Here is an 18033-nt window from a genome sequence, read left to right as displayed (position 1 = left end):
AGTCATAGAGTAAGACTGTAACTAAAATCGGAACGCAATGATACCCTCAGTTATTATAGCGCTGCACTTTTTAAATATTGCCGGTACCCGGAATAACTGCCTGTGGAATTTTTACCACCTGGTTGACTGGACTGTGGGCTGGCAGATAAGGGGCTGACGATACCGGTTCATCCGTTGACCCAACGCCGCAACGATGGCCGATTTACTGCTTTATATTGCAGAACAATAAAAGTATTTTTTGGCTAATTGCTGTGCATTCTGGCAGCAAGGTCATTGGCAATATGAATATACTGAGCTACTGTTATATTTTCTGCGCGCAAGCCCGGGTCAAGTGCCAGACGCACAAAATCGTCGTTTGTGAGATAGCGTGACAAGGTGTTTCGTAATGTTTTGCGCCGTTGGGAAAATGCCGTGGTAACAATTTGAGCGAACAATACTTCGTTGGTCACTACAGGTATTTTGTTTTTGATCGGTCGCAGATGTACGATTGCGGATTCAACTTTGGGTACGGGATGGAAGGCATTGGCTGAAACTGAAAGCACCTGTTCCATTTCAAAGCGGTATTGCAACATGACCGATAAGCGTCCGTAGTCAGATGTAGATGGTTTGGCTACAAGGCGCTCAACAACCTCTTTTTGCAACATGAATTGCATGTCAAGAATAGATGCGGAGAACTGGCTGAGATGAAAGAGCAGGGGGGTTGATATATTATAGGGCAGGTTGCCAATAATTCGCAGGTCATTCCCAAGGGTGGAAAAATCAAATCGCAATGCGTCGGCAGAATGAATGGTCAGTTTGTCCTGTGGAAATTCTTTTTTCAATTTTTCGACAATATCCCGATCCAGCTCGATTACAGTGAGATGGTCAAGCGTTTTTAACAAGGGCCGGGTTAAAGCGCCAAGGCCAGGGCCGATTTCGATAATGTGGTCTTCTGGATAAGGGTTGATGATGTTAATGATTTCAGCAATGATTTGCCGGTCAACCAGGAAATTTTGTCCAAAACGTTTGCGGGCTTTGTGTGCCATGTGACGTTATGAAGCGGGTAATTTAAGATTTGTCTTGTTTTTCGTATTTTTTGCCAATTCAATCGCCAATTCAATCGCCGTGAGCAGACTGCCGGAATCTGCGCCGCCGGTACCAGCCAGATCCAGTGCCGTGCCGTGATCCACGGAAGTGCGAATAATTGGCAAACCCAGAGTCACATTGACGCCAGCACCAAAACTTGCATGTTTTAATACAGGCAAGCCTTGATCATGGTACATGGTAAAAATACAGTCAAAAGATTTTAACCGGGATGGGTTAAACAGGGTGTCTGCTGGGAGTGGACCATCGAGTTGGAAACCTTCGTGAAGCAGTTTCTCCAGCACGGGAGTAATGATGTCAATTTCCTCGCGACCCAGATGTCCTGATTCCCCGGCATGTGGATTCAGGCCGGCAACAGCAATACGGGGATGGGTTAACGCAAACCGGTCGATTAGGTCGTGTTGAATAATGCGGAGCTTGCTTTCCAGATTTTGCGGTGAAATCGCTGCAGGCACATCTTTAAGCGGCAAGTGGGTGGTGGCAAGGGCTACGCGCATGCCGCCACCGACAAGCATCATGACAGTTTGGCTGGCAGTCAGCTCGGCCAGAAATTCGGTATGTCCGGTAAATGCTATTCCCGCATCGTTAATCACGCCTTTATGGATGGGTGCGGTAACCATTGCGTCATACCGATTTTGACGACAGCCCTCAACGGCATTCCGTAATGTAGCCAGCACATATACGGCATTGGCTGAATTTAATACGCCTGGGATGGCTTTCTCGGCAATGGGTTGGTGTGCTACATATAAATAACCGGCTTGGTGATGACCCGGCGCCTGTTTGTCGACATCCATCAGCTTGACGGGGATCTGCAACTGTTGCACACGTGTTTTGAGCAATGTCTTGTCGGCAATAACTACAAGCTTGCAGGGTAAGGTATGCTGCGCAATTTGCAGACAGATGTCCGGGCCAATTCCTGCCGGCTCACCTGCCGTCAATGCGAGCGTCGGAAGATACTCAACGGTCATTCAATATCATCAGCCCGATATTCGACATAAGCCTGATCACGAAGTTGGCGTATCATTTCTTGTACAACAACTTCCGCTTTTCTTGTGCGAATAGCCTGACGTGCGCTTTCACGTTGGCTTTCGTCGCTAACATCCTGAGTGCGGCGCTCCAGCACTTGTATTAAATGCCAGCCAAACTGGGTTTGCACCGGGTCGCTGATTTGTCCGGGTAATAGTTTATTCATCGCTTGCTCAAAGGGTGGAACGGTATTGCCGGGTGAAAGCCACCCAAGGTCGCCACCTGAAGAAGCACTGCCATCCTCAGAATAGAGCTTGGCAAGTTCTGCAAAATTGTCACCGTTATCAATACGTTTTTTAAGCTGGATAATCTCTTCTCTTGCATCGCTTTCTGAAGTCAGCTCATTGACTTTGATGAGAATGTGACGTGCATGGGTTTTGTCAATAAAGACAGCCCTGTTTTCCTGTGCGCGCCGGTCGAGTAATTTAAAGATATGAAACCCGTTTGGGCTTTGCACGACAGGTGTGGTTTCACCAATTTCAAGTGGCGAAAGCAACTGACCAAAAGTGGGACCCATTTGCGTAATCGGACGCCAATCGAGGATTCCGCCACTCATGGCATCCGGCGCATCAGAGAATTCGGCCGCAACTTGTGCAAAATCGTTGCCGTCATTCAGTTTTTTCAGCGCTTGTTCTGCGCGTTGACTTTTTTCATGGATTTGTATGTTATCCATATGTTCCGTAACCGAAATCAGAATATGCGCGAGCAAAAATTCATCGTTTCCAATTGCGGATGTTTCCTGCGTTCGCAGGAAATTATCGATTTCACCTTCCGTTACATTGACCTGACTGTTGATTTGCCGCTCTTTTAATCGCGCCATAATGATTTCGTCGCGTATTTCCTGACGGAATCTATTAAAACTGACGCCGTCTTCTTCTAGTGTTGAATAAAATTCCTGCATCGAGAGCTTGTTTTCATCAGCAATACGATGAATTGTTTCGTCAAGTTCGCTATCGCTGACAGACATGCCAATTTCCTTGGCATGTTGTAACTGTATCGATTTGATTACGAGTGTTTCCAGAACTTGAGTTTGCATTGAGTCGAGTTCAGGTGGTTCGATACCTTGCTGGATCAGATTCCGGTTTGCAGTAATGACTGCATTATCCAGTTCCAATTGGGTGATCACTTCCTCATTGACAATGGCTGCAATTTGATCGAGAACGATTCTGCCCTGGTCAAATCGTTGCATCTGATCCGGTAACTCTGAGGGCGATTCCTGATCGTCCGGGTCATTCACGATTAGTGGAATATCAGTATCAAATGGCGTTTCATCGGGTTCTGCGAAAAGACATGCTGAAAATAAAAACAAACCAGCAAATAGCGTGATGGTTATTAATTTTGCCATAAAAGTATTTGAATTCATCAGGATTTTTTCATAAAAAACGCAGTGGGCTTGATTTAGTAAATACTGGTATAGCCTGGGATGCTTTGTTGCAATACACGTAATGGATTTGAACCAATATTCATCAATCCGTTCAATTCAAGCTGGACAAAAACCGCCGTTGTTGTTCTATTTGTTGCCGTTGTCAGTTTTTGTACGACGACCCGAAATTTATAGCAACAAGCAATATACTCAAATCCGGCCAAACCCGCCAGCAATCGATCATCCCGCAATGAATAATTTACGCGTGCGACCGTATGCCAGTTTGAAAAAAACGGCCACTGAATGGACGTGTCAACTTGTTTGATCGCTGTATTGAGCTGATTAACCGGGATGTCTATGCTTTCCCGCACATCGCGCGTATAACGGTAACCCAGATTAATGACTTTGCCGAGTTCCGGTTGATAACTTATGCCGGCGCGGATTTTTTCGGTGCGCAGCGACTGTTGATCGAGTTGAATGTTGACATCGGTACTGATTTCACGGGTCAAACGGCCGGCCAGCGCTGCAATGAAATCGGCCCTGCGACTGGTGATCTGTGATGAATCCAGAATAACCTTGCGTTCCGAAAAACGGAACTGCTGGCCGACAGCAGCCCTTAAACGCTCAATACCGGTGGCTGGCTCCAGTAAGCGCGAAGTCAATGCCAAGGTGATTTGATTGGCATCGTTGATACGGTCTTGACCGCTAAAACGGTTTTCTGTCAACATTTGTGCAAAACTGAAGTCCGACTCTGCAGAATCAAAATTTGGCAGAAAACTTTGTTCTTTAAATGGTGCGTAGACATAAAATGCGCGCGGCTCCAATGTCTGTATATAGTTATTCCCGCCAATCGTCATATTGCGGTCGAATATAACGCCACTGTCCAGGCTGACAATGGGTATCAACCTGTCCGTATTGTTGCCTTTGTCGCTGACAGCTGAATTCAATGCATAATTTGTGTAGTGCAGACCAAATTTTGGCGTAATAAAACCATACGAGTTACGTAACGGGAGGCTGACCGTAGGAAAGAATGTCAGGCGTTTGCCATCAACACGGGTCGGATCCTGATGCGCGAAATTGGTCCAGGTGGCATTCAGGTTGAAATCCAGTCCTGCAACATTACGTTTGATCGCATTCATGGTAAATTGCGGCAAGCGCTTGTACGGTGAAATTGTCAGCAGGTTCGTATTGATCGTTGCAAACGGATCCTGCAAAGTTTGAAATCGCTGTGCGATTGCCGAAAAACTGAGTGTTCCGTCATGACCTAACGCGCCGTGATAAAACAGTCCTGCCTGTTGCAACAGGTTTGTGCGACTGGTTTGCGACAGATTGTTTGACAGATCACGTAAAAAGCGATTGTCGGAAACGCGATTATAATCAAGCTGACCCCGCCAGCCCTGCCCTAAATACTGAGCGTGCTGAAATGAAACGCCGTAGCGTGTATCATGGGTGTTAATATCATCGGGCAGCACGTCTGCTTGAGCCTGGCCGCGCACACCACGGCCGATATAACGCATTTCATTGCTGAGCATGAAACCGCGTTTCGACATAACGCGCGGCGCGATGGTTGCATCCATATTGGGCGCGATATTTATATAAAACGGCGCCGCCAAATCGGCGCCACTGCGCGCGGTGTGTCCGACGACCGGCGCCAGGAATCCGGTTTTTCGCTTTCCGCTGTAGGAAAAATCCAGCCAGGGTGTGTACAGAATGGGTATGTCCTTGAATATGACACTGACATTACGTGCAACGCCTGTTTCTGTTTCGCTGTTGATTTTGAGGTCACTGGCCTGGATATACCAGTCTTCTTGCTCAACGGGACAGGTGGTGTAGCTGCCTTTCTTTAACCGATAGTTATTCTTTCCTTCAAATAACAGTTTCTCGCCCATGCCACGACCATCGCCGTCTTTCATGGTGTAGCGAGGTTCGGAGAGAAAACCCTTTTCGGTATCCAGATTCAGTTTTAGATAATCACCCTGAATAATATCGTTTTTCCTGTCAAAACGGATATTGCCAGTTACTTCAGTTTCATTGGTCTGTGGAAAATACTTCATGCGCTCTGCTGTCAATGTATTATCGCCGTAGCAGAGCTGTGCATGACCGATTGCTTCCATTTCCTGTTCATAAATTCCTTCAACACGATCCGCTTTAATCGTCAGAGATTTCGGGTGTGTCGTGCTGCTGTTTTTGGTCAGGTACGCTGGATTGGTTGTTTCGGGTTTTAAGCGTGGCTTAATGACTTTATCTTCCGCCAGTAATCCTGACGAAATACAACAGCTTGTAATCAGGGAGAAAATTAATCGGAAAGCGCAGTTTTTGTGGTTTTTCATGCTTGTTTTTCAGCGTGTGATAAGGTGAGTGCTGCTTGCTAATCCAACAAGCTACCTGTATTGCTAAAAACGCAATTGCTATTCCGGGTGGTCATTATGTGTGAGGCGTTCTGATTCGTGGTTCTTTATTATTTGTTTTGAGATGTCCTCGACTGATTTCTAAACCAGACTGTTGATTATGAATGATAACATTAATTGCGCGTTGTGAGTTACAAGACAACGTGCTGGATTAACCTCGGCAGCGGACTAAATTTGCTGTCTTCGAAAAGTGCAGACCGTGTTGTGTGCGTTGACAAACTTACTGAACTTGGCGCTATTAAATGGACAGAAGCACTCGTTGTTTCTTCAGCTAATATAGTTTAATGTCGAAGAAGTACTGTCTTAAAAGTTGCTGTGATACTGTGATATCCTTGTTTCTTGTTTTTTTGATGCGTAATAGTCACGCGTAAATAATTTTTTTCTTCATGTTCGATCTCAAATCGGTTTTTGCGCCAGACGGTCTGTTGTCCAAACATATATCGGGTTACCGGGAGCGGATGTCACAGCTGGAAATGGCGAAGGCGATTGCAGAAAGCATAGATAAAAACGGCATTCTGGTTGCCGAAGCAGGGACGGGTACGGGGAAAACATTTGCCTATCTGGTGCCTGCCTTGCTGGCAGGCGGCAAGGTGATTATATCCACTGGTACCAAAACGTTGCAGGATCAGCTGTTCAATCGGGATATTCCAAACGTGCGGTCGGCGTTGAATGTGCCGGTAACTGTGGCGCTGTTGAAAGGGCGTGCAAACTATATCTGCCATTATCACCTGGAACGGAGCCTGCAAGATAATCACCTGAGTTTTGTCAATCGCGACGAAATCAAATATTTGCAATTGATTGAGCGTCATGCGATGAGCAGCAAGGACGGCGATAAAAGCGGCCTGAACACGGTGCCGGAAAATGCAGCGGTGTGGCACCATGTGACTGCTACGCGGGAAAATTGTTTGGGTTCGGAATGCCCGGATTATAAACGCTGTTTTTTGATGGAAGCGCGCAAAAAAGCATTGGCTGCAGATGTCGTGGTGGTGAATCATCATTTGTTTTTCGCCGATGTCATGTTGCGCGACGAGGGACTAACTGAACTGCTGCCTGCGTGTAATACAGTGATTTTTGACGAAGCGCACCAGTTGCCGCAAACCGCAAGCCTTTTCTTCGGTGAATCGGTCAGCACCGGTCAGTTGCTCGATCTGGCGCGTGACAGTAAGATGGAAGCGATTCAAGCGGCTAAAGACTGTGTGGCTTTGCCGGACGCGATTGGCGCAATGGAAAAAGCCGCCAGGGATTTGCGTCTGACAATTACCGAAGAGAATATGCGTTTTTCATTGTCCGTGCTGACCAAAAATAACGCATTTCATCGTGCACTGGATGAATTATTGGTAAAGCTAGCTGAATTAAACGCTATTCTCGAGGAACAGGCAACGCGTTCGGAAGGGCTGGAAAATTGCTGGCGCCGCGCGAATGATCACAGTAATCTGATCCAACGCTGGCGGGACGATGCCGACACGGAAGGTTTTGTGCGCTGGGTTGAGGTGTACAGTAAAGTCTTGCAGCTTAACGCGACGCCGCTATCGATTGCGGAAATTTTTAACAGACAGTTGAGTGCAACACCGCGGGCCTGGATTTTTACTTCGGCTACATTATCGGTAAAAAAACAGTTTGACCATTATCTGGGGGAAATGGGGTTAGTGACAGCGCAGTCTGTCAGTTGGGACAGTCCATTTAATTTTCAAGAACAGGCATTGCTTTATGTGCCGACCGGCTTGCCCGAACCCAGCCATCGGGACTATATCGGGCATGTCGTCAAGGCAGCGCTGCCTGTGCTGAAAGCCAGCAGAGGGCGTGCGTTTTTCTTATGCACCAGTTTGCGCTCCATGCAGCAGATCCATGACCAGATAACAGCTGCATTTGAATCCGAACTGATTGATTATCCGCTTTTACTGCAGGGCGATGGATCCCGTTCCATGCTCCTGAAACGTTTTCGTCAGCTCGAGAATGCGGTTTTAATCGGCAGTCATTCTTTCTGGGAAGGAATCGATGTGCGCGGTGAAGCACTGTCGCTGGTAATTATCGACAAGCTGCCGTTTGCACCGCCGGATGATCCTGTATTGTCCGCACGCATCGAAAAAATAAACCGAGAAGGTGGCAATGCATTTATGGAATATCAATTGCCGCATGCCGTGATCAGTTTGAAGCAAGGCGCGGGCCGTTTAATTCGGGACGAAACGGATCGTGGTGTACTGATGATTTGTGATCCGCGGTTGACAACAAAGTCGTATGGCCGAAAAATCTGGCAAAGCCTGCCGCCGATGCGGCGCACCCGGCAACTGGCCGATGTTGAGCAGTTTTTCCTGGCGGAACGACAGACTACAGTTTCTTAGATTTGGGAAAATGAAAAAACAAACAACGCATCATTTATGGATAATCGGCCAGATCATGCTGATCTGGGTGTTCGCGAGTTATAGTCATGCTGTCGCAGCCAATACAGCTGCTGAAACTGCATCGCAAAACAATCTGAACGCGCTGACAGCATTGCCCGTTGGCAAGCTGAACGATATTGTCGACAGTATACAATCGCAAAAAAAAGAAATCGAAGAACGGTTGGGCATGTTGAAAAAGACAAAATCCGAACAGGAGAAAAATAAAATTCAATCAGAAATTGACGAAATTAGCCGGACCATAGAAGATCAGAAGACGTCATTTGAACTCATTCTAACCGCGGGACAGGAGTTGGCCAGTGAGGAGCCGGAAGAAGAAAAACAGTTTGACTGGCAAAAGGATTTGCTCGAAATTGTCCAGCCGATTCTGAGTGAGTTGCGCCAGATGACCGAGAACAGGCGTAAACTGGATAATCTGAAAAAAAAGATTACGCGATATCAGACTAAAACGCAGGAAATCGTAGAAGTACTGAATCATTTCGCAAAATTCGATAAAGCGGCATTAGAACCCGATACGTTGATTGAATTCGCAAAGATTGAAAAAAAATGGCGCAGTGAATTGCAGGAAAGCAACCATTTGCTGGAAGTCGCACAGTTGCAGTTCAATGAGAAGATCAAGTCGCAAACGGCCAGGGAAGTCTCTTTGACCGAACATATTGAGCACTTTATTGTCGGACGCGGCACTACGCTGATGATGATGATTGTTACTTTTGTAGCAGTTTTATTTTCATTACAACTACTCTGGAAAGCTGTTGTCTGGATCGGCTTTCAGAAGAGCACGCATTGGTCTTATTATCAGCGTTTGATCTCGCTTGTTTATCACAGCCTGACAGTCATGCTGGCAATTGCTGCTGCATTCTATGTTTTGAGTGTTCGGGACGATCAGATACTACTCGCAATTGCCGTGTTGCTATTGATCAGTATTATCTGGGTGCTCAAGAATTCCATCCCACGCTATATCGAAGAACTGAAACTGTTAATGAATACCGGCGCGGTCAGGGAGGGTGAATGTATCAACTATAACGGTATTCCGATGAAAATAGACCGCCTTAGTGTTTATACAAAGCTGACCAATCCTGCTTTACCCGATTTGGAACTAAGATTGCCCGTGTCTGAATTGTCCAGCTATGTTTCCCGGCCATACCTGGAAAATGAGCCCTGGTTTCCTTGCCAGGAAGGGGATTATGTAATACTTTCAGATGACCGCTACGGCTGGGTCAAGTGCATCACCCTTGAGCATGTACAATTATCGCTCAGTGACGGCTCTATGCCGCAGACGTATACCATATCGGATTTTATGTGCGCCAGCCCAAAGAACCTGTCGCAAGGCTTTTTAATTACCAGTGTCATTGGCATTGATTACAAACACCAGTCACAATGCACTACATCCATTCCAGGAATTCTAGAGGACGGTATTCGTCAGAGGTTGTTGCAGGAATCCTACGGCCACGCGCTAAAAAAACTCTCGGTTTACTTTGAACTGGCAAATACATCGTCACTCGATTTCAAGATCATAGCGACATTTGATGGTGGTGCAGCGGGTGATTACAACGCAATCAAGCGCGACTTGCAGCGGTTTGCGGTCGATGTCTGTACCCGACAGCAATGGGCTATTCCATTTAGTCAGCTGGTGGTGCATCAAGGCGAACAAATCTTCAAAAACTGGGCCTGATTGTCAGGGAGGAATCGGCAGGTCCGGACATTGTTTTTTATATTCAATATTCGAAGAGATCCACGCATTCCATTCCTCATGACTCATGTTGCGCGTCAACTTGTCGCACAGCTGTTTCACCCAGTTGTTTTCAGCCGGCCAGATGCGCAGAGTCATATCATCGCTGCCGGATACAATGCGTGTGCCATCCAGATTAAAGGAAACGCTATTAATGCGTTTTTCGTGTCCGTGCATGGGTTTTCCCATCTGCTGTCCGGTTTCTCTGTTCCACAGACGCAACGTTGTATCATTGCTTCCCGAAACAATATGTCTGCCGTCGGGACTGAAGGCCACGCTATTGACGCGATCTTCGTGCCCGGTGAATGGATCGCCGACCGGTTGATATGTTGCCATGTCCCAGAGGATCAATGTGTTATCCTTGCTGCTGGAAACCAGATACTTGCCATCCGGGCTGAAAGCGACACTGGTCACGGCATCGTCATGCGCGTCCAGCTCAACAATCTGACGGCCATTACGCACATTCCATAAACGTACTGTGCCGTCGTAGCTTGCCGAAGCGATAACGTTACTATTGGGACTGAATGCCACGCCACGCACCATTTTGTCGTGGCCGGTCAACGGTTCACCGATCTGCCGGCCGCTTTGTCTATCCCACAGACGCACGGTATTGTCTTTACTGCCTGAAGCGATATACTGGCCGTTGGGACTAAAGGCGACGCTTTCAACGCCGTCCTCATGCCCGGTCATTTTGTGTACCAGTGTTTGACTTCCCGTTTCCCACAAACATAACAGGTGATCGCTTGCTCCTGAAACAATCCATTTGCCATCAGGACTGAAAGCGACACCGTTTAATGATCCGGTATGTTTGCTCATTGGTTTGCCAACAGTGTTTCCGCTTTGTGCGTCCCATAACTGTACGGTGGCATCGTCGCTGCCGGAGACAATAAATTGGCCGTCTGGACTGAAAGCGACGCTGGCGACAAAATTTTTATGTCCGCCCCTCAACTGAGAATGTATTGGTTGATGATCGTGCGCATCCCAGATATGCAGCATCGCGTCTCGACCGCCTGAAATTATCCGTTTGCCGTCCGGACTGAAGGTGACGGTCATCACCGATTCTTCATGTCCTTGCAGTGGCTTGCCGATCGGTGCGCCATTTTCAGTGTTCCATAAACGCAGTGTTCTGTCATGACCTGCAGAGACAAAAGCAGAATTGTCCGGACTGAAAGCGACCTGCCATACGAATTCATCATGACCCAGCAATGGCTCGCCGATTGATTCCAGCGTCAGAGCATTCCATAAGCGCAGCGTTTTATCCTTGCTGCTCGATACAATCGTTAATCCGTCGGAGCTGTAGGCGATGCTTGTAATACTGTCCTTATGTCCCTCGAGCGGTGCACGAACAATTTCAAATGTTACGGCATCCCATACAAGCAATGTATTGTCGCGACTGCCAGAGACGACACGCATCCCGTCAGGACTGAATGCAACACTGGTTACACCCGCTTTATGGCCATGCATTCTGGCCAGTTCCGTCCTGGATTGGGTGTCCCAGATACGCAATGTTTTATCCTCACTGCCGGAAACAATGCGGCGGCCGTCCGGGCTGAAGGCAACACTGGTAACGGATTCCTGATGGCCCTTAAATGTACCAATGGGTTGCAGGGTTCTGGCGTTCCACAACCGTAGGGTCGAATCCTGGCCGGCTGTTACGATGTAGGCGTCATCAGGGCTAAATGCTACGTTCAGGATGCTGCAATTTTGTTTGAAATCGCGTTTTTGATTGCACGGATGCGCATCTCTTCGTGTGTTGACGAGCTGACCTTCATGTTTCCAGATTCGTAACGAATTGTCCGAGCCAGCGGAAACAAAGTGGGTGCCTTGATGATTAATCGCAATGGCATTGATTCTACTGCCGCTATTCCAGATTTTTTGAGTCGCATTTTTTTTGGACAGGACAGTCAGAATTGCTGCATCGACATATTCATTCGGCGTGATTTGATTGATTGCGAGCAGTTGCAAAATAGCGCGTTCATCTCCGCCAATACGTAAACCATTGGCCATGTCCAGGCTTTCCGATACCACACGCAGACTGCTTTGCGCCAGAAAAGTTTTTTCTTTCTCACGATTTGCAGAATACCAGCCATATACCGCAACGACAGCTAAGGTTACTGCAAGTAATAGCGCTGCGCGCAGTTTGCGCGCCAGGCGGCTTAATTTCTTGAAGGCCAGCTGGCGTTGTATTTCCTGTTCCTTGACTCTCAGCTGCTCATGCTCTATTTGCCGCTGGCGTTTGTCACGTGCTTTGCTGACAATACTAACTAGCCGGTCGTGTATGAGTTCAATTCGAGTAATACCTAACTGCTGGTCAATCCGCAACAGGCGGAATTTGTCAGCTAGAAAAGAAAGTTGTTTTCGCGTGATAAAACCATCCTGAATCGCTTGATCGACAGGATAGCTGCCGCGATACTGATTGCCCTGAATAAGATGGTCCTCGATGAATTTTGCGACATGTTCAGGCATGCCGTGTAGGGCTTCATCGTAAAAATCCTGCAAAATATCCTGCCCAGCCTGTTTTAGCAGTGTTAAGTCAATTTTGCCGGTTGGCGATCGTCGCTGATTTAGCTGGTAACAACATAAACTCAACAGAACGGGCTCGATAACTGTTACTGTGCCGGACGAATCAGACTCCAAATTACCGACGAAATTGACCAGCGATTCTGCCACATCTGGCGCCAGTACGGCAGCACCCGCGCTGGCTACTGCATCAATAGCGCGTTCACGATTCATTGGCAATAGCCTCAGCCGGTTGCGTAAAAGAGAGGGAACCCGTTCTTTCCAGCTTTCCATTTCTGGAAGAAAATCCTCGCGAAATGCCAGTACAATACGATAGCGTTGAGACATCAGATCAAGTGGAGGTGTCCGATCCCTGTTCGCAAGATTTTCTGTTAATTCGGTCGGAATGCGGTTTTCAATCAAATCCGCCAGACTGTCCAGATTTGACTGGATATGTGCGGTGTTTCCCGCGCCGCGCGAGAAGATTTCTTCAAATTGATCAAAAACCAGAACCGGGGTTAACGGGTAGTTATCGTGGCTCCAGATTTCCAGATCACGCCGGTGCAGATAGCGCCATAGATTTTCGTTGTCATGCCACGGCGTGTGGTCTGCCTGTATAGCTGCCAAGGCGGTTTGCAGTTTTTTTGCTGCTTGTTGTAACGGAGGCAGCTCCGCAGAAGGACTGTAATCGAGCCGTAAATGAATCGGGAAATAGTGTGCTGCACGCAATAACGGATAAAAGCCAGCTTGTAGCAAGGAAGTTTTGCCGAGTCCAGATTTCCCATATAGTACGGTGAGTGGTGCGAGCCGAACCATGCGCAATAATTCTCTGGCTTCATCTGTACGGCCGAAAAAATAACTGCTCGATGACTCGTCATAGGATGCAAGCCCAGGCCAAGGATGCTGATCGTTGAGTTGAACAGATTCCGGTCTTCCTGTGTCGGCAGATATTGCCCCGGAAATTGAATTAGACGAATTTGCAGTCATGGATCGACATGGCTCAGGCATGCTCCTGATTTAGGCGTTCGCTGCGGATTAATTTTTTCAGCGCAACAAGGGTTTGTTCGTTTGGTTCGCCAGCGGGGGCATGACCGATGAGCAACTCCATAAATTCATGTGGAATGCGCCGGAATTCTTCAAGTTTGAAAGCTTGGTCGACAACGATTGGAAAAATAAACGTTCGCCCTTGTATCGCTTTACTTCTATCGATGGCTTCATGCCATTCGCGACGGAAATATTTTTCATCTACTGCATCAGCCGATTTGGATATCAGCGGAATAAAATACCGACAGGTCCGAATGCCGTTCAGGATGCGCGTTCGCAGATCATTACCCGGTTCAATTGAATTTTTATCAAACCAGATTTCATGGGATGCGACACCCTGAGACTGCAATGATTTAATCAGTTTAACCGCAGCTTTACTGTCAGTGATGCGGGAGTAACTGATGAAGAACAAAGCGCTGCGAGGCATATTCTCAGCTTGCTGAGGAACAACCGGCTCAGATATTTTGTTTCTTGCCAACCAGCGCTGATGTAATTCAGCGATGAAGGCAATCGGTGAGATATCTGAAATAACTTTGGTGCCGGAGCTGTAACTTTCCAGAAAATAAATCAGGTTCTTGTCGAGAAGTTTGTTTTCAATGAGCCATTCACGTTTTCGCTGCGTATCCAACAATCGTCCCTGTTTTGCCAGTCGCAGGAAAAAGCGACAGAGCCACTCAGGGAAATTACACCCGATCAGCAAGAGGCTGCGTTGTTGCAGTTCATCCAGAAACCTGATCGGAACGTGACTGCCGCGGGCGATAATATTGTGCACATATTCTAATAAATCTTCGTCATGTACGGCAAACATGGGTGCAGCACGTGATTTGCCGAACAGATATAACAGTTGTGCCTCACCATGTCGGGTTTGCCAGTCGGATGGTAAATCTGTTCCTTCGCTTGTCGGTAAGTAAGGTGAATAAATAATTTCATTGACCGCACAGCGATCGCGCAGGCAACGGGCAAGCTGGTCGTCGGGTGTGAGTGTGATATACAACTGAAACGCAGTGATTGCTGCAATTTGCTGAACTGGTGCCGGGATTGCTGTATTTGGACCTGTTGTCAGATTCTTGATGGCGTCATGAATATCGGCGTATAAATCTTGTATATCATACGTTTGCTGTTTCTTGATTAGAACGACAGCATCGTTGAGTTCATTGAACGGTGTCAATGAAACGGAATCGGGTGCGATATCATTCTGTTGCAAAAGATCGTGGGCTATCCGTACTTGCAGGGTGCTATTGTTGTCTCCGTAGGACAGTATCTGCTGTCCAAGAACAGGCACAACAAGGCCATCTTCAATTCGCCTAAATAACCGGTCCCAGTTTTTTTCGTCCATTATGCTGCCGTTTCAAGCAGTAAAATACGTGGTTTTACTTGGGCGGTTGTTGTAGATCAATCGTAATGTCAGCGCCGTGTTCATCCGTGTTAAATGCTGATTCACTGAATTTCGGAAATCCAAAACGTTGTTCCGGATTATTTGACAACCCGAAAGGTTCCTCGGGCATCATGTTCCATTTTTTATTGAGTTTACGGTTACCGTTGACATCGTGGTAGGCCGCAACGGCGTACGTGCCCAGTTTCTCAAGATTGAAACAGACTTTATGCTGGCCCTCGGAAGCAGGAATACGAATACGTTTTGTGCGTCCCTTTTTATACAAAAAATTGTCCGGGTCATGATAAAGCTCTACACTTAAAATTCCGCCTGAGCCGACTCCGTTAATCGTAACTCTGACCTGTGCGATATCTGGATTGCAAGGATCAGGCGCTTCATGAGGACGGATGTCCAGGTGTTTATTGGCAACGGCAAATGGTGCTAATACGAGGTTGAAAATAAAAATAAGCATTAAACTTCTAACTTTTAAGCACTGATAATAAGCGCGCAAACTACTATAATTCATTTTCCCAAGCCTCATGGACAATCATATATATTACGTGACTTCAAAAATACCACAAAAAATTTCTGTAGAAAAATTTCTGCAACAAGAATTTGTTGCTTGGATTTTTAGAGACAGAGACGCCCTTTAATATTTCTGGTCTTTTCGCATTGTCAATGCAATGCGTTTGCGTTTTTCATCTACATTTAGAACGCTGATTTTGACGACTTGACCGACTTTGACAACCGCGTGCGGGTCTTTGACGAACTTGTCAGACAACGCGGAAATATGTACCAATCCATCCTGGTGTACCCCGATATCGACAAATGCACCAAATGCAGTAACGTTGGTGATAACACCCTCGAGCGACATCCCGGGATGTAAATCCTTGATGGATTCGATACCTTCTTTGAAGGACGCCGAAGTAAAGGTGGCGCGGGGGTCGCGTCCGGGTTTATCAAGTTCGTTCAGGATGTCTTTGACAGTTGGCAAACCGAATTGATCGGTAATATATTTTTCCGGTCGAATTGATTTTAGAATTGTATGATTTCCAGTCAGTTCAGCAACACCCAGTTTGACATCAGCCAGAATGCGCTTGACAAGTGAATACGATTCAGGGTGTACGGCTGTGGCATCCAGTGGGTCCGCACCATGTAGGATACGCAAAAACCCGGCAGCCTGCTCAAAGGTCTTTTCGCCGAGACCAGGGGTTTTTAACAAATCGCTGCGCCGGGAAAAACTACCATTTTCATTACGGTAGGCGATGATATTGCGTGCAATTTTACTGTTAAGTCCGGCAACATATTGCAGCAGTGCTGCTGAAGCTGTGTTGACATTTACACCGACAGCGTTGACGCTGTCTTCCACTATAGCGTCAAGTGACTGTGCTAATTGTTTCTGATTGACGTCATGTTGGTACTGGCCGACACCAATTGATTTGGGATCGATTTTGACCAGTTCGGCCAATGGATCCTGCAAGCGTCGTGCAATCGACACCGCGCCACGCAACGACACATCTAATTCAGGTAATTCCACAACAGCAAGTTCGGAAGCCGAATAAACCGAGGCGCCGGCCTCCGATACCATCAGTGCAGTCAACTTGAGATGCGGATGTCTTTTGATCAAATCTTTGACCAGTTGGTCGGTTTCCCGTGATGCTGTGCCATTGCCGATAGCAACCAGCGATGCATGATGCCGTTCAGCCAACTGTTTTAAGATTTCAATCGCAGTATCCCGGTTATTTTGTGGTGGATGTGGATAAATGGTGGTTGTCGATAGTACTTTTCCCGTCATGTCTACAACGGCTACTTTTACGCCGGTTCTAAATCCTGGATCTAGACCGATTGTAATATGCGGTCCTGCAGGTGGCGCGAGCAGCAGTGATTTCAGGTTTTGTGCGAAAATCTGGATGGCTTCGGTTTCCGCGCGTTCTGACAGTTGCTGCTTGAATTCGGTTTCCAGGTGCGCACAAATTTTGTTACGCCAGCTCGAATGAACGGTTTCAATCAACCAGGTATCCGCAGGGCGGTTTTGATTATGAATTTTAAATTGCTGTGCAATCAAAGATTCACACGGATTGAATAGTGCACCGGATTTTTTTTGTTCGATCTCGGAATCCAGAGACAACTTTAGTTTTAAGACGCCTTCACGTTCGCCGCGAAATAATGCCAGTGCGCGGTGTGATGGTATTTTACTGATCGCTTCTGTATAGTGATGATAATCGAGGAATTTGGTATCGATATCTTTTTGGGCCTGAGTCGCTTTTGCTGTCAGCATTCCATGCCTCTGTAGATAGCTGCGCAATTTTTGCAGCAATCGAGCATGTTCAGCAAACCATTCGATTAATATCTGTCGAGCGCCTTCCAATGCTTCTTCTGTACTGGCAATGCCTGGATGGTCGCCTTCTTCGGTGGTAAAAGCTGCTTTCAGAAATTTTGCCGCTTCTATTGCCGGATATAAATCCGGATTGTTCAGCAGTTTGCTTGCCAGCGGTTCTAAACCGGCTTCAATTGCCATTTGTGCTTTTGTGCGGCGTTTATTCCGATAGGGCAAATACAAGTCTTCCAATGTCGCCTTGTCTTCCGCTCGGGTAATGGCTTGACTTAATGCAGGTGTCATTTTGTTTTGCTTTTCAATCGTTGCAATAATTGCAGCGCGTCTTTTCTCGAGCTCACGCAAGGTCTGCAGGCGGTTATTCAGCAAGCGTAGTTGCACATCAGTCAATCCACCGGTCATTTCTTTACGATATCGTGCAATAAATGGTACCGTTGCGCCATCGTCCAATAGTTTGATGGTGGATTTGATCTGTGTTGGTTTTATATCAATTTCTAGAGCAAGGCGGTGTTCGATGGATGGCGGCATGGACATTGTATTCATAGAATAAATTTTTTTTTGATGGACGGTTTTACTTTATCAAATTTGAAAAGCTCCACAAAGATGTTCACTAGTTATATTATAACATACTGTTTATAGTGATTAATATCGATTATGCTGTAGCAATATTCAACAGTTTTGCATAATTGTCCTTCAGAAGCATCACAAGCACTTAGTGATCATTTATTGTAACTACTTGCCCCCTAAAAAATCCTAAAAAAACTTGACAGGTTTTGGG

Annotated in this window: 10 protein-coding genes; 2 read left to right on the top strand and 8 right to left on the bottom strand. The window is 46.8% G+C overall.

The features are described from left to right. Positions 1–242: 242 nt before the first annotated feature. Genes rsmA through MRK00_14455 form a run of 4 tightly spaced genes read right to left on the bottom strand, consistent with a single transcriptional unit; the run spans position 243 to position 5802 of the window. Entirely contained in the window at positions 243–1025 is a 783-nt protein-coding gene (gene rsmA, locus MRK00_14470; protein ID MDR4518571.1) for a 16S rRNA (adenine(1518)-N(6)/adenine(1519)-N(6))-dimethyltransferase RsmA, read from the bottom strand. A 6-nt stretch (positions 1026–1031) separates the two neighbouring features. Next, the gene (gene pdxA, locus MRK00_14465; protein MDR4518570.1) at positions 1032–2051 is read right to left on the bottom strand and encodes a 4-hydroxythreonine-4-phosphate dehydrogenase PdxA; all 1020 of its coding nucleotides are present in this window, start codon (positions 2049–2051) and stop codon (positions 1032–1034) included. Further along, positions 2048–3472, bottom strand: coding sequence for a peptidylprolyl isomerase (locus MRK00_14460; GenBank protein MDR4518569.1), 1425 nt, complete (start codon positions 3470–3472; stop codon positions 2048–2050). The genes pdxA and MRK00_14460 overlap by 4 nt, the downstream gene beginning before the upstream one ends. Positions 3473–3507: 35 nt before the next feature. After that, entirely contained in the window at positions 3508–5802 is a 2295-nt protein-coding gene (locus MRK00_14455) for an LPS-assembly protein LptD (protein ID MDR4518568.1), read from the bottom strand. Between the two features lie 464 nt (positions 5803–6266). On the opposite strand from MRK00_14455, the gene MRK00_14450 reads away from it, so the two are divergent. Then, a complete protein-coding gene (locus MRK00_14450) occupies positions 6267–8219 on the top strand; it encodes an ATP-dependent DNA helicase (GenBank protein MDR4518567.1) in 1953 nt (650 codons plus the stop codon). Then, a complete protein-coding gene (locus tag MRK00_14445) occupies positions 8116–9948 on the top strand; it encodes a hypothetical protein (GenBank protein MDR4518566.1) in 1833 nt (610 codons plus the stop codon). Before MRK00_14450 ends, MRK00_14445 begins: the two co-directional genes overlap by 104 nt. Before the next feature lie 3 nt (positions 9949–9951). On the opposite strand, the gene MRK00_14440 is transcribed toward MRK00_14445, so the two are convergent. From MRK00_14440 to MRK00_14425, 4 genes are all read right to left on the bottom strand, one after another. Then, positions 9952–13491 (bottom strand): hypothetical protein, encoded by a 3540-nt coding sequence (locus MRK00_14440; GenBank protein ID MDR4518565.1) that lies wholly within the window; start codon positions 13489–13491, stop codon positions 9952–9954. Positions 13492–13504: 13 nt separating this feature from the next. Further along, positions 13505–14884 (bottom strand): toll/interleukin-1 receptor domain-containing protein, encoded by a 1380-nt coding sequence (locus MRK00_14435; protein MDR4518564.1) that lies wholly within the window; start codon positions 14882–14884, stop codon positions 13505–13507. Positions 14885–14918: 34 nt separating this feature from the next. Beyond that, positions 14919–15392, bottom strand: coding sequence for a DUF2141 domain-containing protein (locus tag MRK00_14430; protein ID MDR4518563.1), 474 nt, complete (start codon positions 15390–15392; stop codon positions 14919–14921). Positions 15393–15569: 177 nt separating this feature from the next. Beyond that, a complete protein-coding gene (locus MRK00_14425) occupies positions 15570–17783 on the bottom strand; it encodes an RNA-binding transcriptional accessory protein (GenBank protein MDR4518562.1) in 2214 nt (737 codons plus the stop codon). Positions 17784–18033 lie beyond the last annotated feature (250 nt).

This window comes from Nitrosomonas sp., from assembly GCA_031316255.1.
In the GTDB taxonomy this organism is placed as follows: Bacteria; Pseudomonadota; Gammaproteobacteria; order Burkholderiales; family Nitrosomonadaceae; genus Nitrosomonas.
This window is presented reverse-complemented; position numbering and strand designations above follow the sequence as displayed.

Coding starts and splice junctions, on each gene's coding strand:
- MRK00_14450 (MDR4518567.1), top strand. CDS start 6,267: ATGTTCGATCTCAAATCGGTTTTTGCGCCAGACGGTCTGTTGTCCAAA.
- MRK00_14455 (MDR4518568.1), bottom strand. CDS start 5,802: ATGAAAAACCACAAAAACTGCGCTTTCCGATTAATTTTCTCCCTGATT.
- MRK00_14460 (MDR4518569.1), bottom strand. CDS start 3,472: ATGAATTCAAATACTTTTATGGCAAAATTAATAACCATCACGCTATTT.
- rsmA (MDR4518571.1), bottom strand. CDS start 1,025: ATGGCACACAAAGCCCGCAAACGTTTTGGACAAAATTTCCTGGTTGAC.
- MRK00_14430 (MDR4518563.1), bottom strand. CDS start 15,392: ATGCTTATTTTTATTTTCAACCTCGTATTAGCACCATTTGCCGTTGCC.
- MRK00_14425 (MDR4518562.1), bottom strand. CDS start 17,783: ATGCCGCCATCCATCGAACACCGCCTTGCTCTAGAAATTGATATAAAA.
- MRK00_14435 (MDR4518564.1), bottom strand. CDS start 14,884: ATGGACGAAAAAAACTGGGACCGGTTATTTAGGCGAATTGAAGATGGC.
- MRK00_14445 (MDR4518566.1), top strand. CDS start 8,116: ATGGCCGAAAAATCTGGCAAAGCCTGCCGCCGATGCGGCGCACCCGGC.
- pdxA (MDR4518570.1), bottom strand. CDS start 2,051: ATGACCGTTGAGTATCTTCCGACGCTCGCATTGACGGCAGGTGAGCCG.
- MRK00_14440 (MDR4518565.1), bottom strand. CDS start 13,491: ATGACTGCAAATTCGTCTAATTCAATTTCCGGGGCAATATCTGCCGAC.